Below are 22,378 nucleotides of genomic sequence, written 5' to 3'. Positions count from 1 at the left end.
TTCCATGCACCCCGCAGCCGAACACTCTCCGCTGGGCAAGTCCAGCGAATACATCTCTACCTACACCCCATCGCTGCTGTTCCCCATCCCACGCCTGGCCAAGTGGGCCGAGCTTGGGGTCAGTGGCGATGCCCTGCCATGGCAGGGCGTCGATTACTGGAACTGCTTCGAGCTGTCCTGGCTGTTGCCTTCGGGCAAGCCAGTGGTGGCCATCGGCGAGTTCGCCATACCGGCAGATTCACCGAATATCATCGAGTCCAAGTCGTTCAAGTTGTACCTCAACTCGCTGAACCAGACGGTTTTCGCCTCTACCGATGAGCTGCAGGCGTGCCTTGAGAAGGACCTGTCAGCGGCGGCTGGCAAGCCGGTAGCGGTGCGCGTGCGCACCCTGGCTGAGGTTGAAGGTGAGGGCGTGGTGGCGCTGCCGGGGCAGTGCATCGATGGGCTGGATGTGGCGATCAGCAACTACGAGCAGCCACAACCACAGTTGTTGCAGTGCGATCCGCAGCGGGTGGTGGAGGAGGCGGTTCACAGCCATCTGCTCAAATCCAACTGCCCGGTCACTGGCCAGCCTGACTGGGGTAGCGTGGTGGTGGAGTACAAGGGCCTTGCGCTGGATCATGCCAGTCTGCTGACCTACCTGGTCAGCTTCCGCCAGCATGCAGACTTCCATGAGCAATGTGTGGAGCGGATCTATCTGGACCTCAAGCGCTTGCTCAAGCCTGAGTATCTGACCGTGTATGCGCGCTATGTGCGCCGGGGGGGCTTGGATATCAACCCGTATCGCAGCACTGGGGCGATCAGTCCGAGCAATCTGCGACTGGTTCGTCAGTGACAGTGCGGGGGCCGCTTGGCGGCCCCGTATAATGTTGACCCGGGCCTAGATGCCCATGCTGTGCAGGCTATTGGCGATACTGCGCAGGGTGGCAGTCAGGTCCGGGTGTTCGACTTCAAAGCGCTCGACCGCCAGGTGGAAACCATCAGCCAGGTTGTTGTCCGGCGTAGCTTCCTCAAGCTTCAACTGAGCTTCGATCTGTCTGGCTTCTTCATACAGCGCGGCCAACTCTTCTTCTGTGAGCGGCACATTTCGATCCAGTTGCTCGCGCAGGCTGTTCAGCCGCTCTTGCAGTTCGCGGGCAGGCATTGGGTGTTCTCCCTCTATGGCTTGGCAAAGCATGGACCTCGGCAACTAGGCAAAGGTTCTCACCTGTCTTCAAGCGTAATCCACTCGCCGCTGCTTTGCATGATCCGCGTCAATCACCCTGTGTCAGGGTTTTTCGCCCTTGCGCCGACGTTGGGCGATGTCCGCCAGGCAGGTATCGAGTGCTTCCAGATGATCGATCACCGAGTGCACGCCCAGGCTGAACAGCTCAAGGGTCGCCTTGCCTCGCGCTAGCTCGCGATCTTGCGGGTTCATGGCTTGCCACTGGGTCGAGGAAAGATCGCACGAGGGGCTACATGCCGCCAGGCCTACCGTCCACAGCCCAGCGTTGAGCCCGCACTGCAGCAAGCGCGGGTCGCCGCTGACCACCACGCAACCGTCCAACTGCTGGCTTTGCAGTTGCATCAGCGCTTGCCAGCAGGCATTGGGCGCAGGCCAAGGGGGGGAGGCGGTCAGCTGCCCCGGTAGCCACTGCGGCAGCACACTGGCCAATTGCTCGCTTTGCGAGGTGTTGAGTTCATCGAGCCAGATGCAGGGAATGTGTTGCTGACGCAAGCCGGCTAGGGTTTGCAGGGCTCCGGGGGCCGGGAGGGGGTTGCCCTCGGCTGGCTGGACCAGGCAGCTGCGCAAGCCGAAGAGCACAGCGGTGAAGGCGGGTGCGTCGTGCATGGTAACGTCCCTGAAATACTGCGCAGGCTATGCGTCGATTGTTACCGTGGGATGACTTCGCAACAGATGTTCACAAAATGTTGAGCAATAATGTGTAAAGGTGTTTATCAGCCAGCGACCCTTTATACTGTCGCCTTCTTAAGCAGCGCGCCAAGGCGCCTGCGACCGTGAAATCCGATGGAGAAACATCTATGCATAGGATCGGTGCCGGAGTGATCGAGCGAATCACCCACGCCTGTGTCTGCGCCAGCCTGCTATTGGCGCCCGTGGCGGCCACCCAGGCGGCGACCGAAGAAGATCCCTGGGAGGCGGTCAACCGCCCGATCTTCAGGTTCAACGACACCCTTGATACCTATGCCCTCAAGCCGCTGGCCCAGGGTTACCAGGCGATCACCCCGCAGTTTCTCGAAGACGGCATTCACAACATCTTCCGTAACCTGGGCGATGTCACCAACCTGGCCAACAATGTCCTGCAGCTCAAGCCGCATGCGGCTGGCGTGGATACCGCGCGGTTGATCGTCAACACCACCTTTGGCCTGGGCGGTTTCTTCGACGTCGGCACCAAGATGGGCCTGCAGCGCAACGACGAAGACTTCGGCCAGACCCTGGGTTACTGGGGCGTAGCCAGCGGCCCGTATGTGGTGATCCCACTGCTTGGCCCAAGCACCGTGCGCGATGGCCTGGCCAAGTATCCTGACACCTACACCGAACCCTACCGTTACATCGACCACGTGCCGACGCGCAACTCGATCATTCCCGTGGACATCATCGACACCCGCGCCAGCCTGCTGTCGGCCGAGAAGCTGATCAGCGGCGACAAGTACGTGTTCATCCGCAACGCGTACTTGCAGAATCGCGAGTTCAAGGTCAAGGATGGCGAAGTCGAAGACGACTTCTGATCTCAGTATTTTGTGAAACTGGGGCCGCTTCGCCGCCCTTCGCGGGCAAGCCCGCTCCCACCAGTACAGCGCCGAACACTGTGGGAGCGGGCTTGCCCGCGAAGGGCTGCGAAGCGGCCCCAGTTTTTTCCTAACAGCTCAATGCATGGCCAGAATCCGCAGGCCGAACTTCTGCTGGCCGCCGGGCTGATCGGCGATCCACACTACCTCGGTGCTGGCGTGCAAGCCCTTTAGCGCCGGGTGGTCGGAGTCGATGCTCACCTCGATCTGGTCGCCCACCTGGTAGCGTTGCGGGGCCTTGATCTGCATGCCGCCACTGGACAGGTCCACGCATACCGCAGCAATCACCTGGCCAGCATGCAGCAGGCTGACCTGGGCATCGATTCGCATGCGGATGAAATCGCGCTTTTCGCTGTGATTACTGGGTGTCTGGTGCATGCATGATCCTTTCATCGGGTTGCGTTCTACGGGTTTCTTATAACTCTCGGTAATTTGCCCGGTAAAGTGCACTGGACCCGACCCTCGCATGCTTGAAACGCCTGGCGGATGGGAGTACCGTCTGCGCCTTACAGGGCACCTCTGCTGGTTGCCGGACAAGGGTTCTTGTCCTACAACTCAAAGAGTAGAGCAGCCAAAGAGTATTCCAGTAGTGCTCGTCGCTTTTTATGACGATCCTACGCCAACCCAATCCGGCGCCGTTCGCCCACATGCAGAAAACCAGTGCAACGCTGCTGATCATCGATGACGACGACGTGGTCCGTGCGAGCCTCGCCGCCTATCTGGAAGACAGTGGCTTCAGCGTCCTTCAGGCCGGCAATGGCCAGCAGGGGCTTCAGGTCTTCGAAGAACACCAGCCCGATCTCGTGATCTGCGATCTGCGCATGCCGCAGATGGGCGGCCTCGAACTGATCCGTCGGATCAGCGAACTGGCCCCGCAGTTGCCGGTGATCGTGGTGTCCGGTGCCGGTGTCATGAGCGACGCCGTCGAGGCCTTGCGCCTGGGCGCTGCCGATTACCTGATCAAGCCGCTCGAAGACCTCGCCGTCCTCGAACACTCGGTGCGCCGCGCCCTCGATCGCTCACGCCTGGTGTTGGAAAACCAGCGCTACCGCGACAAGCTGGAAGCGGCCAACCGCGAGCTTGAGGCCAGCCTGCACCTGTTGCAGGAAGACCAGACCGCCGGGCGCCAGGTGCAGATGAACATGCTGCCCGAGAGCCCGTGGGTGGTGGATGACTTCGCCTTCGAGCACCAGATCATCCCTTCGCTGTACCTGTCGGGTGATTTTTCCGATTACTTCCGCGTGGATGATCGGCGCATTGCGTTTTACCTGGCAGATGTCTCCGGCCATGGCGCTTCGTCGGCGTTTGTCACGGTCCTGCTGAAATTCATGACCACCCGCCTGCTGTTCGAATTCAAGCGCGGCGGCAAGATGCGTGATTTCAAACCCTCGGAAGTGCTCAGCCACATCAACCGTGGGCTGATCAACTGCAAGCTGGGCAAGCATGTGACCATGGTCGGTGGCGTGATCGACCAGGATACGGGTCTACTGACCTACGCCGTCGGTGGCCACCTGCCGCTGCCGGTGCTGTACACCCCAGGTCAGGCCCGCTACCTTGAGGGCCGCGGTCTACCGGTTGGCTTGTTCGAAGAGGCGACCTATCAGGATGTGGTCATCGAGCTGCCCGAGCAGTTCAGCCTCAGCCTGATGTCGGACGGCATACTGGACCTTTTGCCGGGGGACACGCTCAAAGATAAAGAAGCTGCCTTGCCGGATATCGTCAAAGCAGCGGGTGGCAGCCTGGATGGGCTGCGCCAACGTTTCGGATTGGCTACGCTTGGGGAGATGCCGGATGATATCGCCCTATTGGTGTTGAGCAGGAACCTTCAATGAGTACCGGTAGAATCCAGTTCGCCGAGCAGAGCGGTACCTTCGTACTGAAATTCGTCGGTGAAGTGCGCCTGACCCTGTGTTCGGCCTTGGATGCGACGATCGAGAAGATCTTCACTGCGCTGAACTTCTCGGCCATCGTCATCGACTTGACCGAGACCGAAAGTATCGACAGCACCACGCTGGGCCTGTTGGCCAAGCTGTCCATTCTGTCCCGGCAGAAGGTCGGCCTGTTGCCGACCGTGGTCACCACCAACCCGGATATCTCGCGCTTGTTGCAGTCGATGGGGTTCGATCAGGTGTTCAACATCGTCGATCGTCCAGTACCCTGCCCAGAGTGCCTGACCGACCTGCCATCGCAGGACCAGAACGAAGACGTAGTGCGGTCCAAGGTGCTCGAGGCGCACAAGATTCTCATGGGCCTGAACGATTCCAACCGTGAAGCGTTCCATGACCTGGTGAGCGCGCTGGAGCGTTCATGATTAAAGCCGCTCACACATGATCGCGGCAATCCACATCCTGTGATCACCGCGCCCCTGTAGGCGCGGGCTTGCCCCGCGAAGGCATCAGCTCAATCAGCGCCCAGTCCGCCAGGCTCACTGATCCCGGACAAACTCATTCGCCGTCGAGCCATCGGCATTCAACTGAAACACCCGCTCCGGTTGCCCCTGTGCATTGAAAAACACCTGCCCCAGGCCGGCGCTATTCCACAAGCGCTCGCCAGCCTCACTGCGGCTCGGCAAGCGCGGCGCCACTTCCATCAAGCGCCGCTTGGTAAACCAGTTGAGCGGCGAGCGTGGCGAATACAGCCAGCGATTAAGCCTGTCGAGCACATCCAGCAAACGCTTGGGAAACTCGTTCTTGATCCCGCTGCTGGTGATCTGCCACAGGTCCGGATTGCGCTGGCGATGGCGGATCATCACCTCATAGACGAACGAATAGTGCACATCCCCCGACAGCACCACGTAATGCCCCGGTGTGCGCGAATGGCGGAAGATATTCAGGATCACCTGCGCAGCACCGCGGTGGGCCATCCAGTTTTCCGCATCCACCAGTAGCGGATAACCGCACCAGCTGAATACCCGCTGCACGGTTTCGATCAGCTTTACCCCGAAGATCGGCGCCGGTGAGACGATAATCGCCGACGGGTGATCGAGCAGCGACTGCTGCAGTTCACTCAGCGCCTCCCAGTCGAGCAAGCCGGAAGGCTTTTTCAGGCTGCTTTCACTGCGCCAGCGCCGGGTGCGGGTGTCGAGCACCAACAGCGGCGGATTGCTCGGCAGATCGTACTGCCAGCCCTGAAAGCGCAGCAGCTCGCCAATCAGGGCGTCCTGAGCCTGTTTGTTCAGATGCCGCTCAACACTGTTATCGCCCAGCGTCGCGCAGTGTTCGACCAGTTCTTTGCAGCTATCTGGATCGTTGCCCCAACCCTGACAGAGCAAGTAGCCGAGCAAGGCATTACCGATGATCCGTCGCGAGAAGGGATGGCCGTAGGCCGTTTCTTCCCATTGCGCGGAAAGGTTCCAGTCGTCGGTAATATCGTGGTCGTCGAAGATCATCAGGCAGGGCAGGTGCGCCATTACCCGTGCTACTTGGCCAAGGCCAGCAGCGAAGGCTTCGATCAGCGGCAGCTCTGCGTGGTAGCGCGCCTGCCGCTGTTTGGTGAGGCCCTCGGGCATATTCATGTCTACCAGCGCCCACGGCGTCGGCGACCAGACCAACAGATACATCGCCATCACCTCAGCGAAGGTCACCAGGTGGTTGTCGGCGTTGCTCGAAGAGAAAATCGGCTTGCGCTTGCCGCCGAAGAAGCGTTCGCGCAGGCTCTCGTTGCTCTCCTGAGCCGGCAGCAGGTCGGCGCGGTGGTAATAGCAAGCTGGATGGCGATACAGCGCTGTGCTGTCGTCGACCAAGGCGCCGTCCAGCGCTTCCTCGAACAGGCCTAGGCGCTCGATCAAACGATGGATGGCGCGCAGCATTGGGCCGGCGACATCGTCGGCATAGATCTGGTCGCCGCTCATCAGTAGCAGGGCAGGGCGCTGCTCGGGGCTGGCGCAGTCTTGCAGTAGCCGGTCGGCGCAGAGCAGGCCATCGGCAGCCGGATGATGAGGCTTACGGCACGAGCCGTGGAGCAGCTGTTCGATCCGCTCGCGCAAGACCACGCTTGGCCGGCTGGCGCCGGGATACAGCAGGTGCGGCGCCCAGGCGGCAATGCCTTCACCGGTGCTCAACTGCAGGTCGTATTCAATCGCCACGTTGCACGGCAACGGGGTGTCGAAGTGGACATCCAGCAGGTGTACGAATGCGTGCGTACCCATTGCAATCACTTGGCAGTCAACGCTCGCCTGGATGCCTGGGCAGTCGAGAATAAAGCGCGGATCAAGCGGTTGCGAACCGACCAGCCAGATGGCCAGGCGCTGGGGTTCCAGGCGGCGCAGCACAGGCCCGGCCAAGACGTGGGGGAGGAGATCGGCAGAGGGTGTCATCGACAGCTCAAATGGGTAGCAGCAAGCCAAGCCCGCCCCCACAGGAAACGCGCAGTCTCTGTAGGAGCGGGCTTGCCCGCGAAGAGGTCAGCAAATTCAACACAACATCCAGACTTGTAAGCAATGGGCGCAAGATGCTCGGCACTTTGCGCCCGTCAGGCAAACCCGATTTGTATCAGGCTTTTTCTGCCAGCAGTGCTTCCAGCTTTTCCTGGTCCCGGGCGAACTGGCGAATCCCCTCGGCCAGCTTCTCGGTACCCATTGCATCTTCGTTCATCGCCCAGCGGAACTGGCTCTCGCTCAGTTGCTGTTTGGCCTCGCCTTGATTGCCAGGCTTGAGGATGCGCGGCAGCTCGCCCTGATCATCGCTCAGCTGTTGCAGCAGTTCAGGGCTGATGGTCAGGCGATCGCAGCCAGCCAGTTGCTCGATCTGGCCGATGTTGCGGAAGCTCGCGCCCATCACCACGGTGTTGTAACCGTTGGTCTTGTAGTAGTCGTAGATACGCGTGACCGACTGCACGCCTGGATCTTCGGCGCCGACGTACTCCTTGCCGGTACTTTTCTTGTACCAGTCGTAGATCCGTCCTACGAACGGCGAGATCAGGAACACCCCGGCATCGGCGCAGGCCTGGGCTTGGGCGAAGGAGAACAGCAAGGTCAGGTTGGTCTGGATGCCTTCCTTCTCCAGCTTCTCGGCGGCGCGAATGCCTTCCCAGGTCGAGGCCAGCTTGATCAGCACGCGATCGCGGCCGATGCCAGCGCCATCGTACAGCTCGATCAACTGACGGGCCTTGGCCAGCAGCGCAGGCTCATCGAACGACAGCCGTGCATCGACTTCAGTCGAGATCCGCCCCGGAATGACCTTGAGAATCCCCGCGCCCACGGCCACGGCGAACTTGTCGCAGGCCAGGTCGACATTGCCCTTGCTGTCGGCCTTCACTTGCTTGAGCAGATCGGCATAGCCAGGGATGGCTGCGGCCTTGAGCAGCAGCGACGGGTTGGTGGTGGCATCGACCGGCTTGAGCCGAGTGATGGCGTCCAGGTCCCCGGTGTCGGCGACCACGGTGGTGAACTGCTTGAGTTGTTCCAGCTTGGAGGTCATGGGCGTGCTCTGTCCTGTGCAATGACTCGACATTACCCGACCCCCGACGGCCGCTCAAGGGCCGTCAGAGTGTCAGGCACAACCATCGCGAATTCACGCAAAACCCTGTAGCAGCGGGCGTGCCCCGCGATGGGCTGAGTACCAGCCTCGGGATCGACGGCCGTACCGAGATCCCCAGGCTATACGAAAGGTGAAGCTTCGAGTCAAAACCCCGCCCAGGGTTCCGTCCGCTTGCTTGATGCGCTCATTGCGCGAGCCGCGCAGAGGCCAGCCCAGCCCCCACTCCTCTATGGCAGTACCCTAGCTCAGCGACCTTGCAACAGCTCAGCAGCCTGATCCAGCACCGCCAACGGCGCGTCAGTCTTGTGAATATCCGCCGACAGCAACTGGCGGAACCGCCGCGCCCCCGGGAAGCCCTGGCCAAGCCCGAGAATATGCCGCGTCACATGGTGCATGGCGCCACCGCTGTCGATATGCGCAACGATGTAAGGCCGCAGCCGCTCCATCGCCTCACTGCGGCTAACCACCGGCGCGTCACTGCCAAACAGCTGCTGATCCACTTCGGCGAGCACATACGGATTGTGGTACGCCTCGCGCCCCAGCATCACCCCATCGAAGGTCGTCAGGTGCGTGCGGCACTCATCGAGCGTCTTGATCCCACCGTTGAGCACGATTTCCAGATCCGGGAAGTCCGCCTTCAACTGCGCCGCGACGTCATAGCGCAGCGGCGGAATCTCCCGGTTCTCCTTGGGCGACAAGCCCTCAAGAATTGCAATCCGCGCATGCACGGTGAAGCTACGGCAGCCCGCCTCGCGCACCTGGCCGACGAAATCGCACAGCTCGGCATAGCTGTCACGCCCGTTGATACCGATGCGGTGCTTGACCGTAATCGGCGTCGCCACCGCATCACGCATGGCCTTGACGCAATCGGCCACCAGCGCCGGGTGGGCCATCAGGCAGGCACCGATCATGTTGTTCTGCACCCGGTCGCTGGGGCAGCCGACATTGAGGTTGACCTCATCGTAGCCCGCCTGCTCGGCCAGCCGCGCGCAGGCTGCCAAGTCAGCCGGCACGCTACCGCCCAGTTGCAGGGCCAGCGGATGTTCGGAGACGTCATGGCGCAGGAAACGGTCGGCGTCGTTGTGCAGCAGGGCGCCGGTGGTGACCATTTCGGTGTAGAGCAGGGTGTGCTTGGAGAGCAGGCGCAGGAAGAACCGACAGTGGCGGTCGGTCCAATCCATCATCGGGGCCACGGAAAATTTGCGTGACATAACTTGTTGATTCATAAGGATATTTTGCAATTCAAATTAGGTGATTTTACCGTGATTTGTGCAGCTGGTGCACACGGGGTGCACATGAAGGGCTTGAATGGTACAAATATCGTCCATAATATGTCAGCAAGAATTTGCACACGGGGTGCACACGGACATGGCGACATTTACACGACTTCCCTCGGGCAAGACCCGCGCTCAGGTAAGGATCGGGGGATTCTACAGGGCGCAGACCTTTGATCTCGAAAAAACCGCTAGGAAATGGGCAAAGGAAATCGAGCAGCAGCTCAAGCTCTCTGGAACTGGTGAGTACATCGATCCGCCAAAGGACGCCAATCTAGAGGACTTGATTGTTCGGTACGAAGAAGATGTTGGAGGGGTAAAGCCGTTCGGCAAGAACAAGGCCGCTGTGCTGAAGTCGTTCAAACGCAAGATCGGTCATGTGAAGCTGAGATCTCTGTCGGAGGCCATCGTCCGTGATTTCGTCGACAGACGCGTAAAGGATGGTGCTGGCGGAGTGACAATCAGCATCGACCTGGCCTATCTCCGTACTGTTCTGAGCTGGGCTCGCTATGTCCGCAAGCTGAACGTCAACCCTGATATCACCGTTGATGTTAAAAGGTCACTGAAGCAGAGGGGGTTGAGGGTTCGATCGACAGAGAGAACGAGAGTCGCTTCCCCAGAGGAAATCGAGAAGCTGGCAGGGCACTACAGGAAAATGCAACGCGCTCAGATTGATATGATTGCTGTAATGGAGTTCGCAACCCTGACTTCGCTGCGTCAAGAAGAAATCTGTGCTCTGAGCATTGAGGATGTCGACCTGGAACGTCGCGTGATGGTGGTAAGAGATAGAAAGCACCCTACTGACAAAAAGGGTAACCACAGCGTTGTTCCAATTCTTGATGACTTTGTTGAGCCGATTCTCAAAGCCATGGGAGGCCGGAGGCGAGGTCAACTCTTTCCATACAACCATCGCTCAGTGAGTGCTTCGTTTACCAGGGCTTGCCAGGCTCTTGGAATTGGGGATTTGCGTTTTCATGACCTCAGGCATACAGCGACGACAGATCTGTTTGCCCGCGAGCTTGATATCGAATCTGTAGCGCTTTTCACAGGGCATAAGGATTGGAAGACCTTGCGTCGGTATACGCACATCAATCCCGAGTCAGTCCACCTCCAGGAGCGGAGGAAAGCTCTTCGCCGTGCAAGCGAGGATCGTTCACAAAGCGGCTCGGATGTGGGTTCGGTCTGATTTGGCTTGCGCGAGACTGTCGAAATAGTCTTTAACGTCTGCTTTCGAGTAAAGGGGCTCGTTTCCGAAGAGAATAGAGTCGGGCCCTTTCGCTCGCTTCCTCCATGATTCTAGCGTCGACTTTTTAACGCCAGCGAGCATCGCAACCTGGGTTTCTGTCAGATACCCAAGGGACTCAGCAAGCCTCGCACGCTCTCGCTCAGTAGCAGCACCATCGACAGCTAGCTCAAACTCTTCGACCTTCACGCACGCATTCATCTCTCATTCCAGTGCTCACAACGGGCGACACCACGCAGCCCCTCTGCAATCAATATGTTGCCAAATCGAATTGCTGGCAATACCGTTTGTCGGAAATAATCACCAGTATCGTTGACAAATTGGCAATTTACTGAAAGTACACTCGGTGTACTAATGCAGCCCCGCGAGCGTGTAAACCGTGAGATACCCAGCAAAACCGGGGCGTTGACCTTGCGCGACAAGCGAAAGCGTGCGTTAATAAATGCCATAATATATCAATCGGGGGATCGAAAATGGAAACCATCAAAAATTGGTGTCGCCGTCTCTTTCTGCTTGTGATGATCCTGTACATCTGCTCGATCTGGCTCTAGCCGTCCATGACCCAACCCCGTTCGGAGCTGCCTGGCGGGGTGTTTGGGAACAAATCTGCTTGGGGCCTGGAGCTGCTGGGGGCTACTTGGCTTTCTTCGCCTCGATGTCCTTCAGGCGTTTGATTTCCCGAGGTAGCGTCAGCTGGTCGTATACGTCGCGTACGGCTGCTAGCTCCGCTTTTGCACTCAACAGGTGATACTTGGGGGAGTTGTGGTGCTCAAGCGGCAGATCGGGCTCGCCGAGTTCGACGTAGCGCTTTCGATCCTGCTTCAGGAATTTCAGATGGCCTTCCAGGCGATTTACTTCTGCCCTGGCCTCGATTTGGTCAACACCGACCAGTTCTTTTACGAGCCTTTTGAACTGGGCAAGTGCGTCGCGGTAGATCTTTGCTGCGCGATCGTGAATCTCTACGCCCTGGAGCTTGGCTTCGAGTTCGATGATTGAGGTGTCCAGGTCGTGCTTACGCTTGGCGTAGTCTGCTTCTACTTGCGCTACTGTGCGTGCTGGACGCCCCATGCTTCTTGGGGACTCCTCGTTGATCATGGCCTTCGCTAAAGCTAAGCGAGCGATTCCGTAATTTTCAGCCAAGCCCCTGTCTAGGTTCTCGATTGGAGACTTCGGTGGTCTTCCTATCTTTGGAGCAGCGTCTATTCGAGCAGAAATGTCCTCTGGCTTCGATACTTCTTCCCCCTGCTCGACCTCCATGGCATTCAGTTCGGCGAGCGCAGCGGTAAATTCAGCAACGAGCTCTACGTAAGTTTGCTCATCCGATTTTGCGATCTTTCCAACTCGAAGCTGGATTTCAGGGGCTTCTTGGAAAGCGAAAACGTCGTGCACTGCGGGAAGCTGAGCCAGTTGCTTGATTAGGCCCGATTTTGTCTCGCCGCCCTTCGAAATCAGCATCCCGAGACTGAGGCGCTGTGACAGTGCGTTTGCGCGCAAAATGGCTGTATGGGGATCATCTACAGACAGGGGCTCAGCGAGCTGGTACCCGCACTCGTCGAGATTGGCTTTGAGTCGTGCAAGCTGATTTCGCTTCAGCTCCAGGTCGGAAGGTTTCGGCATGATCTGGCCCCGGTGCAAATATCGGGGATAATATTGCATGCCAACGTTTCTGGCTATCAGGGGCGCTGATGCTCTGGCAGCACTAGGCCAAGGTTGCGCTTGTAGCGCTGCAGGTCAGCAAGTGCTTTCTCCGGTGATGCTTCCCATACCTGGCGTTCTTCATTGCGCTGGAGATGGCCTAGCCAGGACACAGGGTCTTCCTCGGTGTGCACGAAGTCAATGTCACCCAGCAACGTGCTGTACCTGTAGCTCCGGCCAGTGGTGACGAAAGTCAGGCAGAAAGGCAACTGGCTGATCCAACCGTGCTCGCTGAGCACTGACTCGCAGCTCAGATAAAAGCTGTCGAGTGGACGAAGAAAATTGGTTAAGCGAAACAGCCCAGCCGCAGGAGGGCTAAGGAAGGGGTTTGAGTAAAGCGTGGGGGCGATCTTCTCGATGATGCAAGCTTTGACATGCCTGGCCATCGCGACCCGGAAGTAATCCTTTGTTGGATAGCCCGCAAACCCGACCAAGGTGGATTCAGGCACACACCACGCGCCAGCTGCAGCCAGGGTTCTGCACGACTCCATCAGCAGCTTTCGATTCACCACATGCCCTCATTCAACTCGACAAAAAACTATCATTTTTGATAATAAATTGTCGAGTAGGTGAACGGATCATTGTGGCCCAGACCCAGGCACAACGCGTTGGAACGAGCGGCGGTAGTACTGCTGGCACTCCTTAAGCGAGTATCGAATGTCGCGATTGTGTCCCCGGAAGAAGCCCAAATTCGGATTCCTGGTGCGCCAAGTCTTCAGTGTGTTCAGGCTCACACCCAAGACCTCTGCAGCTTCGCTAGCGGTGATCAAGTCATTCGGAATCCGCTCATACATGCCCATGTTTCGCTCTCTTTTCTGTTGTGTCGTCAACCGACCAGCAAAGGCTAAGAGCAATCAATATTCCTGTAAACCGCCAGTGAAATAATCAACTAAGTGTATTAATGCCCAGTGTCAGACAACCACACCCAGCAACCCCAGCAATTCCGGGTGTTGTCTGACACTGCCCCAGCTTTCTCTCATTGCATTCTCTGACGAATGGTAACGAAATTGACAAATTGGCAACGTAAAAAAGCCCCGGCCAGGAGAGAGAGGCCCGGCCAGGGCTGGTGCAGCACACAACAATAAAGGCATAGGCAGAAAGAGAGAGGAACTGCCTACATCTTTATATTAACACTGCCGCAACGCTGTATGTGGGGGTAAATCAAAAACTGTTGGGTTTTTTGAGTGCAAAGTTTGGTGGAGTTTGCGCGCAAAAGCCCCCTGGGGTTGAGGGCTCTGTGGGGTTTGCTTATCCAAAAATACGCAGAGTTGCCGATCTGCTAAAGTTGGCTTTAATTCTCTTTCCTGTCGCCTCATTGAGCAGGGTGACTGAGACTGAGTTATCGGGAAGATCTTTTGATTCCACCATTCTGTACACAACGTGATGAGATATTGCTCCGTCATTTTCTTTTGATATGAATTCATCAATCACCCTTTTGGGGGTATCGCTATTGAGAGGGCATAAGCTGATCGCATCAAAAATTGTGGCGGCAGAGACTACAGGCAGCTTTGTGTAGTCCTTGCTAATGTTGCTCTCAAATTTTTGGATGGTAGCTTCATAATCGAATGACTGATCATAGTACGGTCGATCAATGTAGTCGCGTGCGTCGAGGAGCTTGCTGAAGACGAAATCATTGAGGGCTGCAGATTCGTCAATGATGCTAGTACTCCCAAGCTCTATAGCAGATTCGTTGAACATCTTTACTAATACAAGGGCATCGAGGAAATCTGGATCAGGACACTCTGTCTGTAAATACGCGATATAACTACGGAGTGACGCGACCTTTTGATCCTTCGTCATTCTCTCCAGCATTTCTAAGCAGTACGGCATGTTGTTTTCCCTCTCTTATTGTTGTTATGGTTTCATTATCTCAATGAGGAGTTTTGAAAGCAACAAGGTGTTGGGCGGTATACCTGAAAGTAGTTTGGTGGCAAGGGCTGCTGGCGTGAAAAAGCCCCTCGCGGGGCCTCTTCGTTGCTTAAGCTTCAGTGAAAAAAGTGCCAATCTCGTTTTGGTCTGGGAAGCCACCAGTTCCTGCTTTGAGCTTGATACGGGCGTGGACAATCACGTCTTTTGCTTTCAAAACGTCGCCAAAACTGCTGGTGGGGAGGTTGGCGGCGGTCTTGAGTTTTTCGAGCATCTCGCCGGAGATCTTGATCGCGATTGGATGATTGCCTTGGCCGTAAAAACGGTGCCAAACGTGGCGTCCGGCGTGCTCGCCGCTGACGATTTCGAATTCGGCCAGGGCTGTTTCGCCGCCTGCCTTGGTCTTGCCGGGCTTAAAGTCTTTCAAGCGGATCATGGCTTCGTGAGTCGGCATTGGCTCTTTGCTCTGGGCCTTCCGGTTGACGATCGTGGTGTCGATGCCCTTGGCTTTTCGGCGCAGCCAGTTTAGATGGGATTTGACCCAGGATCTGCAGGCACGCAGGGCTGCAGCGTTTTGGCTCTCTCCTGGTCGTGGTTTGTGCCGAGCATAGGCGCGATCTCGGAAGTACTCGTTGCCAGGATTCTGCTCCTGGTCGACCTCCAGAATTTTTTGGACGATCTGCTCTTCGCTGGCTGAACGGAAAAGACCGCCAAGATACCGGTTTAGCTCAAAGCTCCGGCCTGCTGCGCCGACGGCTGTGCCTGGGGTGCGGGGCTTACCGGGGGTGGATGATTCGATGTCTAGACCGTAAGTGCTTTGAGATAGCTTAAGGTCGAGGGCGCACAGGGGCTTGCCGGGATTATAAAAGCTCATAGCCGCGCTTCTGCGATCAGGGTGTGACATAAATGTGTAGTAGCAGCGCGAGACCTCCTGCCAGCATCTGTCGATCACTTTGATCAGGCGGCCATCAAAAAAACCATCCAGGCATTCGATGACAGCAGCTGCAACTGCCGGCAAAGCCTCAGGTTGAATTGGGGTGTCTAATGGCATTACGACCCTGAAACGCGGGCACTCATCAGTGTTACTGTGTGATGTATAAATGCAGTGCTCAAAGTTCATGTCGAGTAAAGCATCTTCCATCTCTTCCAGGGTGATAATGTCGTCACGGGGCTTTTGATCGACGTCAAGCACGATCATCGATAGCTCCATTGCGTGCTCAATTAGTCGCTCAGGGTGTCTGAAGATCGCTGGGGTAAAGGTGCGACCGCTTTTTTCTTCGACAACACTCTCGGCTTGCAAGACGTTATCGTAAAATTCTTTGAAGTTCACGGTTTGGCAATTTTTGACCTGGCGGGTGGCTGCTGAATTTTGAATGCCGAATTTCATTGTGATGATCTCTCTTCTTGTTGTTGTGCTTCTGCGCACATTTGTATTGTTGAATATGAGCAAAAGGCTGCGCAACACCCATCTCGCTTGTCATTTTCGGAAGTCGAGGTATACGAAAGGAAAGATGCTTTCGTTTTTCTTAACCAAGTAAAGCTCCTCACCCGCAACGGGTCTTTCCTTTTATAAAAGGAAGGAGGCGGTTGACGGTGCTTGCTGATATCAAACCCTCAGGCTGGGGCGATGGCAAGGTATTTGGTTAAGAAAAACTGAAATCACAACGCTGCGTTACGCTTCACTCCCGAGCCTCATTTTTGGGCAATCGAAATCAACCCGGCGTTACCTTGATATCCCTCAATCAACCGAGCGTTACTTGCATACCTCAATATGTCCAACTGTCAACCCAGAAAGGTATTGCATGGTCTTTTGCTCATGTTCAACAATACAAATGTGCGCAGAAGCACGACAACAATACAGAGAGAAATCAAAATGCATCAGGTCGAACAAAACATCACTGGCGCTGGCAATACGGTCATTATCGGGATGGATTTCCCAATCAATGGCTTTCAAACCGTTGCAGCTGATGACCTCACAGATTCTACGCAGTACATTAAGAGCGAATATCCAAGCCTTAAAAGACTGGTGAACATTTCCAGCTCTGCTAGCCAGGCAGTTGAAGCGGCATTCAAAACCGCATCAGGCCTTTACGATCCACTCTCCGGGAAAATCACAGATAACGTCTATCAGCTGAATAGATCTGATGTAGCACTGCTCGTGCTTAAAAACGAGATGACGGAAGGCAATTTCAGTAAAGCAGCTTACGAATTGGCTCGGGACACATATATTGCTGGAGACAAAGCAGTTGCCGTTCAGAGCCTGGCCCTGGTGTCCGGAAGAAGTGAGACTGAATGCGCAATGGCCATCGCTGATAAGACACTCCGCGTTCAAGCATTCTTCGATTCAAAAAGCGATAGTCATGACTTCCCTGTAGTCCATAAGCCAGTTTCCGCGTCCTGGCTCCGATCGGTTCTCCTTCGTCGCGACCGTCGCGCACTGATCAAATGCCCGACTGGGTGGGGTAAAAGCTCCCTCGTCATCAACCCTTGCATCTCCGACTTCCTTGACGCCGGCAAGAAGGTTCTCGTGATTTCTCATCGTCGCTCGATCGTCAAGGGCATCAACATCCCAGGCCTGACTGACTACGAAGATGTCCAGCCTGGTCAGATGCAGAAAACCCGTGGACTCAAGGTGGTTGTCAACTCACTCATCAGTGCAAAATTTGACGATTTCATCAAGGACGTTGATCTGTTGGTGATCGACGAAGCGGCCCAAGTGCTCGATCACGTTTTCGAAGGCTCTGTTCAGCAGCGTGAAGTTGTGTGGAACACGTTGAAAGACGTCGTACACAGCGCGAAATCAGTGGTCTTTTCTGATGCCGACATTAACGACGAGTGCCTGTCCCTAATTCGAAAAGGCAAAGAGTTCATTGACTGCTTTGAAATCGACCAATCCCACTCTGACGTAAGCTGCAAGATTGGCGCTCTCGACCAAGTGCGTGCCATGGCCCTCTCTGCAGCCCAGGCAGGCCAGAACACCCTGATCGCCATCGACATCGCTCGTGACGCCGAGACCCTGGGCAAAGTCCTCGAAAAGACCGGCATTGCCCCTTTGGTCATCACCAGCAAATCTGCAGGCTGGCCAGCTCAGGCAGCCTTCATCAGCAATCCCAATACCACAGCCCACCAGGTAGTAATTTATTCACCTGCAATCACCTCGGCCCTGAGCATCACCAGTGGCCATTTCCAGGCCCACTACGGCTTGTTTGAGGGCTCTGTCACACCACGCTCAGCAATTCAGATGATGCGCCGTGACCGCACCGCCTGCGAGTTTGTGATCGGCCTGCGCAACCCTCAAAACAAGCGGGAAGAGATCGCCCAAGTCGAGTTCGACGCTTCTGCAAAATCCGCGTTCGACGATGTCCGCAAAGCCCACATGACTCGCACTGGCTGGCTCCGCGACAACATCCAGCTAACCCTGCCGTATGAGCTGAAACGCCAGGGATTCAAGCTGGAAATGATCACGAACGACAACGACCTCGGCATTGAGGGTTACAAAGCGAACAGCGCCGGTCGCAGAGCAGTGAAGAAGGACACCGCCCTGATCCTTCTTAACGCTACCGCTGCTAATGAAACCCAGGCCAAGCGCACACAGAAGATCGGCTCCAGCAGCGAAGCTGAGCACTTTGCCTCGATCCGTTATCAGGCTCAGCAAGCCCTGAAGCGAAAGGATCTGACTTTCCAGGACGCTCAATTCTGGGGTGAAGGCATCGGACAAGCGAAGCTCGACAATTACCGCAAGCTGTTCGCCAAGCCAGCCACTCAATTCGAAGAGCTCGTCCAGGAGCTGCACACTGGCCTGCTCAATGACAACTGGACTCCAGCCGACTCAGTGGCTCTCTATGATCGAATCAACGCTGTGAGGCACGAAGCAATCCTGGCTGGATTCAAAATGCCCAAGAACACTGGCAGCGTCTCTGACCGCAGTAAGCAAGGCGCAATTTCCGAAATCATGTCCCTGCATGGTTTGAAAACAAAGCGGAAGGATGGCGGTAAGTCAGGGTACTACTACATCATCGATCCTAAGTCCCTTGAGCAAATGAAAGAATACACAGGGCTTTAAGGGATTGCCTGGGGGCAAGGATGCCCCAATTCATCGCAAGTTGTCCGACACAAGAAAGAATTAAGATAATTGAATAAAAGGCGCGAATAGGTGTTGCGCCAGGTTTTGCTCATTAACGATAATAAGATCATAGCAGCACATAATAAGAATAAGAGAGTGCATTGTGAAAGGTCTAGATCCGCAGAAGATTGCTGACATCTTTAAATCAGATTCGTACGCCAAACACTTCCAGAAGCCACACGGCTATCTCAATGTCGACAACGAGCTCCTCAAGCTATGTGCTGATGCGTGCTACGAAGTCGAGCAAGCCTTCCCCTGGAATGACTACAATCGTCAGGCATACCAGCGCAAGTTTGAGGATGGTGAATCAATCATCAAGACTCCAGACCTGCCTCGCTACCCGCGCCCATATCGGAGCTGGAGTGAATTCAGAATGGGGCATTTCGGCGGCATGAAGGGCTTCGATTACGAGCCTTCCGCTTACAAGATTCCTTACTATGTCGAGCATAGCTACCAGCCAGATTGGATCGACCCCCTAAATGATCGAATCGTCTACGAGGGCAAAGGGGTTATTGCGGATCTAGAGACTGCTAGAAAATACATCTGTGCTGCGAAGCAGAACCACATTCACATCGTCTTCATATTCTCAAATCGCAATATCAAATGTCCCTGGGTTAAGCCGCGTGTTGATGGCACTTCAATGACGATGGAGGAATGGGCCAAGAAGCAAGGCTTCGACTATTGCTATGAGGGCCAAGAAGCCGCTTTCCGGAAGTCCGATCGTTACAAATGGCTTGTTCAAAACTTCGGACGTAATCTGCCGTCTCTGAAGGAACAACTCAGCGCAGACGGAATGAATAGCCATCCAGGCTTTTTTGCGCACAAACAACAATCAGCAGGTGTTACAATAACTGTACAATAAAAATAGTAAAGTCAGTCAACATGCGCCATATCCTAGGGATTGATCCCGGACTAACTGGTGGTATCGCAGTGATCGATGAGAACTTCAATCTTGTCGATTGCTTTCGTGTGCCCGTAAAAGAAATCGGCGGCAAGAATAAGGTCGATGCCGGGGCTCTATTTGATCGTCTTCTCCAATTCAGAATTGACCTTGCGGTACTGGAGCTGGTGGGCACAAGGCCAGGCGAAGGGGCTGTGGGGGCTTTCAGTTTCGGTGATGGCTATGGCGCTGTCCGTGCTGTTCTGGAGTGCCTGGGTATCCCTTATCGTCTAGAGCGGCCTCAGGCCTGGAGGGGTGGCCAGAGCCTCACTGGCTTGAGCAAGGAGCAAATCGGCGAGATCGCTTTCGAAGTCTTTGGCTCTGACGAGATCTACCGGGGCAAGCGCCTGAAAAAGGACGGCACTCGTGGGTGCAACGATGGCATCAGCGATGCCCTCATGATTGCCAAGTTCGGCGTGAGGTTTCTCGATGCGCCGTGCTAATCAGCTGTCCGCAAAACTCGTTAAAAAGATCGTGGAAGGTGTCCAGCGGACTACCACCATCGAGCTCGCCTGCGCAATTGCCGGGGTCTCAGAAGCGGGATTTTACAAGTGGCAAGCACTGGGCAGGGCCTTGATCGCAGACGAGGTCGATCAGGACGAAATGACCCCAGACGAGTTGCTTTGTGTAGAGCTTGTGGAGTCTGTTGAGCTTGCCAGGAAATTATCCTGCCTCCCCGCGATCGACACCATTCAGAAAGCAATCAAAATGGGAGACGTCAAAGCAGCAGAGAAGCTATTGGCCAGGCGCATGCCGGATGCGTTCGGTGACTACGATCGGAAGGAAGTCACGATCAAGACCGACAGCACGGGCGAACAGAATTCCGGCATCGCAAATATCCCAACGCTCAGCAGCGCTGCAGGTCAAGATCTCGAAGCCATCCTCATCCAGCAGCAGGCCGCAGCCGTAGACCTTGCCAAATCGTCAACACAGGCGAGGAAGCCAGGTCATGATTAAGCAGCGCACCCGATTCGACTGTGGGATCGCCTCTTTCGCGACCGCGCTTCAGCTGACGTACGAACAGGCGCTCAATCTATTCGCACCTCAATCAGATCTCCTGGGCACAACTGCCATAGACACCGCCAACGCTCTCACACAGCTTGGCATTCAAAATCAGTACGTCACATTCCCTGAGTACTACACCCACCTCGGTCGCCCAGGAAACCCCTGCAACCCCGAAATTGTCCGAGGCTGTCCTGCGATCCTGACGATACTATCTCGCAGTGGTTATGGCCTGCACGCGGTGTACTGGGACGGCCAGCAAGCTCACGACCCAGACCCTCGCTACCCAGAGCCAAGATCCCTGGAATCCCTGACCCTGCTCGAAGCTGTGTTTGTAAGCAAAACACCAGCTTTGTGCGCAAAAAGCGGAGCGTTGCTGCAGGGCTTTGAGGGTGTGTCGGCATGACTGCGATGTTGCCCCGCAAGGCCTTGAACACCGCCGTTCGCAGAGTGATTTGGGAGCCCACCAAGAACAAATCCGGAGGGCTTTCGAGCCAGGAGATGTTCCTGATCGTTGGCCAGCCCGACACGCTCGTGCACGAAGTGTTGTTCCATGGCACTCGCGGAAATGGGAAGTCGGCATGCTTGCTAATGGGGTTCGCCCAGCACGTCGGTAAGGGCTGGGGCGCGTACTGGCGCGGTGTGATTCTTCGTCGTCAGTATTCCGCTCTGCGCGACCTGATCAACGAGGCGGAAAAGGTCTTCCCGAGGCTCTTCCCTGGCGCGACTTACAACAAATCTGAGCGCACCTGGACGTTCCCGGAGGGTGAGCAGCTCATCTTCCAATACATCGAAAAGGCGTCGCAGTACGAAGCGAAGTTCCACGGCCAGCAGTTCACATATATCGGTTTTGATGAGCTCACGACCTGGGCTACCGACGAGATCTACGAGAAGCTCCTTTCGACCCTACGTACAGCGTACCAACCGACAGCCCGGCAGCCCCTGATGCCCCCGAAACAAGTCAGGGCAATGACAAACCCCTGGGGCGTCGGCAAGAGGTGGGTCAAGGAACGATTCATCGACGGCAAGCGCAACGGCGAGATCGAGCGCACGATCAAAACCCTGGTCGACGAGGACGGCAACACCCAGGAAATCGAGTGGAAGCGCTGTGCGATCTTCGGGACGGTTTTTGAGAACAAATACGTCGACCTGGAGTACAAAGCTTGGTTGATGAACATCGCCGATCCCATGCTCAGGGAAGCCTGGCTTTACGGAAATTGGGAGGTTGTGGACGACACGGCAATGTTCGCCAAAGTGTGGAACAGAGACATTCACATCCTGCAGCCCTTCGAAATTCCTGCGGCGTGGAAGGTGGATCGCGCTTTTGACTACGGTCAGTCGACTCCGTTTTGCTGTCTGTGGACTGCAGAAGCGAACGGTGAAGCGATCACGGTCGGTGGCAAGCTTTTCTGTCCGCCCAAGGGGTCGCTGATCATCTGCGGGGAGGACTATGGGACGCCTCTGACGCCTGATGGCAAGCAGCAGAAAAGGGATCTTGGCCTGTTCTTGAGTGCTGGCAAGATAGGCGCTCGGCTGAAGGCCAGAGAGGTAAAGCTACAGACTACAGTGCTGAAAAATCATGCCCGCATTGCCGCTGGCCCTGCCGACAACCAGATCTTCAACGGCGCCCTGGTCGACAATGGCACCGCACCGACTGTGGCAAAGGAATTGGCGCAGGAAGGCATCACATTCACGCAGTCCGACAAGCGCGCCGGCAGCCGGATCACATCAGCACAGATCATGTTTGAGCGCCTGCAGGCCACCGCAGACCGCAATCCCGAAAAGCCCCACATCTACATCTTCTCAGGCTGCAAATTCCTAACTCGCACTATCCCTGACCTGTATCGCGATGAAGATGAGCCCGACAGCGTAGCCAAGGGCGCGGATGACCACAGCTGGGATGCCCTGGCTTACCGCCTGACATGGAAACGCCCTCACACATCTGTGACCACGGGGGTCATGGGTTAA

Annotated in this window: 21 protein-coding genes; 11 read left to right on the top strand and 10 right to left on the bottom strand. The window is 56.1% G+C overall.

The window, feature by feature from the left end; all coding sequences use genetic code 11:
- Nucleotides 1-4 precede the first annotated feature (4 nt).
- Entirely contained in the window at nt 5-835 is an 831-nt protein-coding gene (gene queF / locus AAZU54_RS08620) for an NADPH-dependent 7-cyano-7-deazaguanine reductase QueF (RefSeq protein ID WP_405128794.1), read from the top strand.
- Between the two features lie 45 nt (nt 836-880).
- On the opposite strand, the gene AAZU54_RS08615 is transcribed toward queF, so the two are convergent.
- Both AAZU54_RS08615 and AAZU54_RS08610 read right to left on the bottom strand, forming a co-directional pair.
- Complete coding sequence (locus tag AAZU54_RS08615; RefSeq protein WP_186556352.1) at nt 881-1,144, bottom strand: DUF4404 family protein; 264 nt, start codon at nt 1,142-1,144, stop codon at nt 881-883.
- 123 nt (nt 1,145-1,267) lie between these two features.
- Nucleotides 1,268-1,831: a phosphonoacetaldehyde phosphonohydrolase-related protein gene (locus tag AAZU54_RS08610; RefSeq protein ID WP_312156430.1), complete on the bottom strand. Its 564-nt coding sequence runs from the start codon at nt 1,829-1,831 to the stop codon at nt 1,268-1,270.
- A 191-nt stretch (nt 1,832-2,022) separates the two neighbouring features.
- On the opposite strand from AAZU54_RS08610, the gene AAZU54_RS08605 reads away from it, so the two are divergent.
- The gene (locus AAZU54_RS08605; protein ID WP_186556354.1) at nt 2,023-2,730 is read left to right on the top strand and encodes an MlaA family lipoprotein; all 708 of its coding nucleotides are present in this window, start codon (nt 2,023-2,025) and stop codon (nt 2,728-2,730) included.
- A gap of 138 nt (nt 2,731-2,868) precedes the next feature.
- Here AAZU54_RS08605 and AAZU54_RS08600 read toward each other — a convergent pair whose 3' ends face one another.
- Nucleotides 2,869-3,168 carry a PilZ domain-containing protein gene (locus AAZU54_RS08600; protein WP_434727007.1) on the bottom strand — a complete coding sequence of 100 codons (300 nt, stop codon included), beginning with the start codon at nt 3,166-3,168 and terminating at the stop codon, nt 2,869-2,871.
- Nucleotides 3,169-3,437: 269 nt separating this feature from the next.
- Here AAZU54_RS08600 and rssB point away from each other — a divergent pair, with 269 nt between their 5' ends.
- Together rssB and rssC are read left to right on the top strand one after the other, a co-directional pair.
- On the top strand, nt 3,438-4,622 hold the full coding sequence (gene rssB, locus AAZU54_RS08595; protein WP_186555076.1) for a two-component system response regulator RssB: 1,185 nt from the start codon (nt 3,438-3,440) through the stop codon (nt 4,620-4,622).
- Nucleotides 4,619-5,101, top strand: a complete 483-nt coding sequence (gene rssC / locus AAZU54_RS08590; protein WP_186555062.1) for an anti-sigma factor antagonist RssC — start codon at nt 4,619-4,621, stop codon at nt 5,099-5,101. Before rssB ends, rssC begins: the two co-directional genes overlap by 4 nt.
- 114 nt (nt 5,102-5,215) lie before the next feature.
- Here the strand turns inward: rssC and AAZU54_RS08585 are convergent, their stop codons facing one another.
- The 3 genes from AAZU54_RS08585 to dusA form a co-directional block, all read right to left on the bottom strand.
- On the bottom strand, nt 5,216-7,105 hold the full coding sequence (locus AAZU54_RS08585; RefSeq protein WP_434727006.1) for an alkaline phosphatase D family protein: 1,890 nt from the start codon (nt 7,103-7,105) through the stop codon (nt 5,216-5,218).
- A gap of 175 nt (nt 7,106-7,280) precedes the next feature.
- Nucleotides 7,281-8,207, bottom strand: a complete 927-nt coding sequence (tal, locus tag AAZU54_RS08580) for a transaldolase (protein ID WP_434727005.1) — start codon at nt 8,205-8,207, stop codon at nt 7,281-7,283.
- 305 nt (nt 8,208-8,512) lie between these two features.
- Nucleotides 8,513-9,493, bottom strand: a complete 981-nt coding sequence (gene dusA / locus AAZU54_RS08575) for a tRNA dihydrouridine(20/20a) synthase DusA (protein WP_434727004.1) — start codon at nt 9,491-9,493, stop codon at nt 8,513-8,515.
- Between the two features lie 142 nt (nt 9,494-9,635).
- Between dusA and AAZU54_RS08570 the strand changes: the two genes are divergently transcribed.
- Complete coding sequence (locus AAZU54_RS08570) at nt 9,636-10,727, top strand: tyrosine-type recombinase/integrase (protein WP_434727003.1); 1,092 nt, start codon at nt 9,636-9,638, stop codon at nt 10,725-10,727.
- A gap of 690 nt (nt 10,728-11,417) precedes the next feature.
- Here AAZU54_RS08570 and AAZU54_RS08565 read toward each other — a convergent pair.
- The 4 genes from AAZU54_RS08565 to AAZU54_RS08550 form a co-directional block, all read right to left on the bottom strand.
- Entirely contained in the window at nt 11,418-12,401 is a 984-nt protein-coding gene (locus AAZU54_RS08565; protein ID WP_434727002.1) for a hypothetical protein, read from the bottom strand.
- Nucleotides 12,402-12,457: 56 nt separating this feature from the next.
- Nucleotides 12,458-12,988: a hypothetical protein gene (locus AAZU54_RS08560; RefSeq protein WP_434727001.1), complete on the bottom strand. Its 531-nt coding sequence runs from the start codon at nt 12,986-12,988 to the stop codon at nt 12,458-12,460.
- A 739-nt stretch (nt 12,989-13,727) separates the two neighbouring features.
- The gene (locus tag AAZU54_RS08555; protein ID WP_434727000.1) at nt 13,728-14,309 is read right to left on the bottom strand and encodes a hypothetical protein; all 582 of its coding nucleotides are present in this window, start codon (nt 14,307-14,309) and stop codon (nt 13,728-13,730) included.
- Between the two features lie 148 nt (nt 14,310-14,457).
- Nucleotides 14,458-15,732, bottom strand: coding sequence for a hypothetical protein (locus AAZU54_RS08550; protein WP_434726999.1), 1,275 nt, complete (start codon nt 15,730-15,732; stop codon nt 14,458-14,460).
- Between the two features lie 429 nt (nt 15,733-16,161).
- Here AAZU54_RS08550 and AAZU54_RS08545 point away from each other — a divergent pair, with 429 nt between their 5' ends.
- From AAZU54_RS08545 to AAZU54_RS08520, 6 genes are all read left to right on the top strand, one after another.
- The gene (locus tag AAZU54_RS08545) at nt 16,162-18,408 is read left to right on the top strand and encodes a hypothetical protein (protein ID WP_434726998.1); all 2,247 of its coding nucleotides are present in this window, start codon (nt 16,162-16,164) and stop codon (nt 18,406-18,408) included.
- A gap of 163 nt (nt 18,409-18,571) precedes the next feature.
- Nucleotides 18,572-19,330: a hypothetical protein gene (locus AAZU54_RS08540; RefSeq protein WP_434726997.1), complete on the top strand. Its 759-nt coding sequence runs from the start codon at nt 18,572-18,574 to the stop codon at nt 19,328-19,330.
- 20 nt (nt 19,331-19,350) lie between these two features.
- Complete coding sequence (locus AAZU54_RS08535) at nt 19,351-19,851, top strand: hypothetical protein (protein ID WP_434726996.1); 501 nt, start codon at nt 19,351-19,353, stop codon at nt 19,849-19,851.
- Nucleotides 19,838-20,365 carry a hypothetical protein gene (locus AAZU54_RS08530; RefSeq protein ID WP_434726995.1) on the top strand — a complete coding sequence of 176 codons (528 nt, stop codon included), beginning with the start codon at nt 19,838-19,840 and terminating at the stop codon, nt 20,363-20,365. Before AAZU54_RS08535 ends, AAZU54_RS08530 begins: the two co-directional genes overlap by 14 nt.
- Complete coding sequence (locus tag AAZU54_RS08525) at nt 20,358-20,816, top strand: hypothetical protein (protein WP_434726994.1); 459 nt, start codon at nt 20,358-20,360, stop codon at nt 20,814-20,816. Before AAZU54_RS08530 ends, AAZU54_RS08525 begins: the two co-directional genes overlap by 8 nt.
- The gene (locus tag AAZU54_RS08520; protein ID WP_434726993.1) at nt 20,813-22,378 is read left to right on the top strand and encodes a terminase large subunit domain-containing protein; all 1,566 of its coding nucleotides are present in this window, start codon (nt 20,813-20,815) and stop codon (nt 22,376-22,378) included. The genes AAZU54_RS08525 and AAZU54_RS08520 overlap by 4 nt, the downstream gene beginning before the upstream one ends.

The sequence above is a fragment of the Pseudomonas sp. Je.1.5.c genome, from assembly GCF_051129895.1.
Classification (GTDB): Bacteria; Pseudomonadota; Gammaproteobacteria; order Pseudomonadales; family Pseudomonadaceae; genus Aquipseudomonas; species Aquipseudomonas urmiensis.
Note: the sequence above shows the minus strand (reverse complement) of the source record. Positions and strands in the feature narration are given on the sequence as shown.

Bases quoted from the DNA above. Each gene is read 5' to 3' on its own strand.
- queF (WP_405128794.1), top strand. From the start codon at position 5: ATGCACCCCGCAGCCGAACACTCTCCGCTGGGCAAGTCCAGCGAATAC.
- AAZU54_RS08615 (WP_186556352.1), bottom strand. From the start codon at position 1,144: ATGCCTGCCCGCGAACTGCAAGAGCGGCTGAACAGCCTGCGCGAGCAA.
- AAZU54_RS08610 (WP_312156430.1), bottom strand. From the start codon at position 1,831: ATGCACGACGCACCCGCCTTCACCGCTGTGCTCTTCGGCTTGCGCAGC.
- AAZU54_RS08605 (WP_186556354.1), top strand. From the start codon at position 2,023: ATGCATAGGATCGGTGCCGGAGTGATCGAGCGAATCACCCACGCCTGT.
- AAZU54_RS08600 (WP_434727007.1), bottom strand. From the start codon at position 3,168: ATGCACCAGACACCCAGTAATCACAGCGAAAAGCGCGATTTCATCCGC.
- rssB (WP_186555076.1), top strand. From the start codon at position 3,438: ATGCAGAAAACCAGTGCAACGCTGCTGATCATCGATGACGACGACGTG.
- rssC (WP_186555062.1), top strand. From the start codon at position 4,619: ATGAGTACCGGTAGAATCCAGTTCGCCGAGCAGAGCGGTACCTTCGTA.
- AAZU54_RS08585 (WP_434727006.1), bottom strand. From the start codon at position 7,105: ATGACACCCTCTGCCGATCTCCTCCCCCACGTCTTGGCCGGGCCTGTG.
- tal (WP_434727005.1), bottom strand. From the start codon at position 8,207: ATGACCTCCAAGCTGGAACAACTCAAGCAGTTCACCACCGTGGTCGCC.
- dusA (WP_434727004.1), bottom strand. From the start codon at position 9,493: ATGAATCAACAAGTTATGTCACGCAAATTTTCCGTGGCCCCGATGATG.
- AAZU54_RS08570 (WP_434727003.1), top strand. From the start codon at position 9,636: ATGGCGACATTTACACGACTTCCCTCGGGCAAGACCCGCGCTCAGGTA.
- AAZU54_RS08565 (WP_434727002.1), bottom strand. From the start codon at position 12,401: ATGCCGAAACCTTCCGACCTGGAGCTGAAGCGAAATCAGCTTGCACGA.
- AAZU54_RS08555 (WP_434727000.1), bottom strand. From the start codon at position 14,309: ATGCCGTACTGCTTAGAAATGCTGGAGAGAATGACGAAGGATCAAAAG.
- AAZU54_RS08550 (WP_434726999.1), bottom strand. From the start codon at position 15,732: ATGAAATTCGGCATTCAAAATTCAGCAGCCACCCGCCAGGTCAAAAAT.
- AAZU54_RS08545 (WP_434726998.1), top strand. From the start codon at position 16,162: ATGTTCAACAATACAAATGTGCGCAGAAGCACGACAACAATACAGAGA.
- AAZU54_RS08535 (WP_434726996.1), top strand. From the start codon at position 19,351: ATGCGCCATATCCTAGGGATTGATCCCGGACTAACTGGTGGTATCGCA.
- AAZU54_RS08530 (WP_434726995.1), top strand. From the start codon at position 19,838: ATGCGCCGTGCTAATCAGCTGTCCGCAAAACTCGTTAAAAAGATCGTG.
- AAZU54_RS08525 (WP_434726994.1), top strand. From the start codon at position 20,358: ATGATTAAGCAGCGCACCCGATTCGACTGTGGGATCGCCTCTTTCGCG.
- AAZU54_RS08520 (WP_434726993.1), top strand. From the start codon at position 20,813: ATGACTGCGATGTTGCCCCGCAAGGCCTTGAACACCGCCGTTCGCAGA.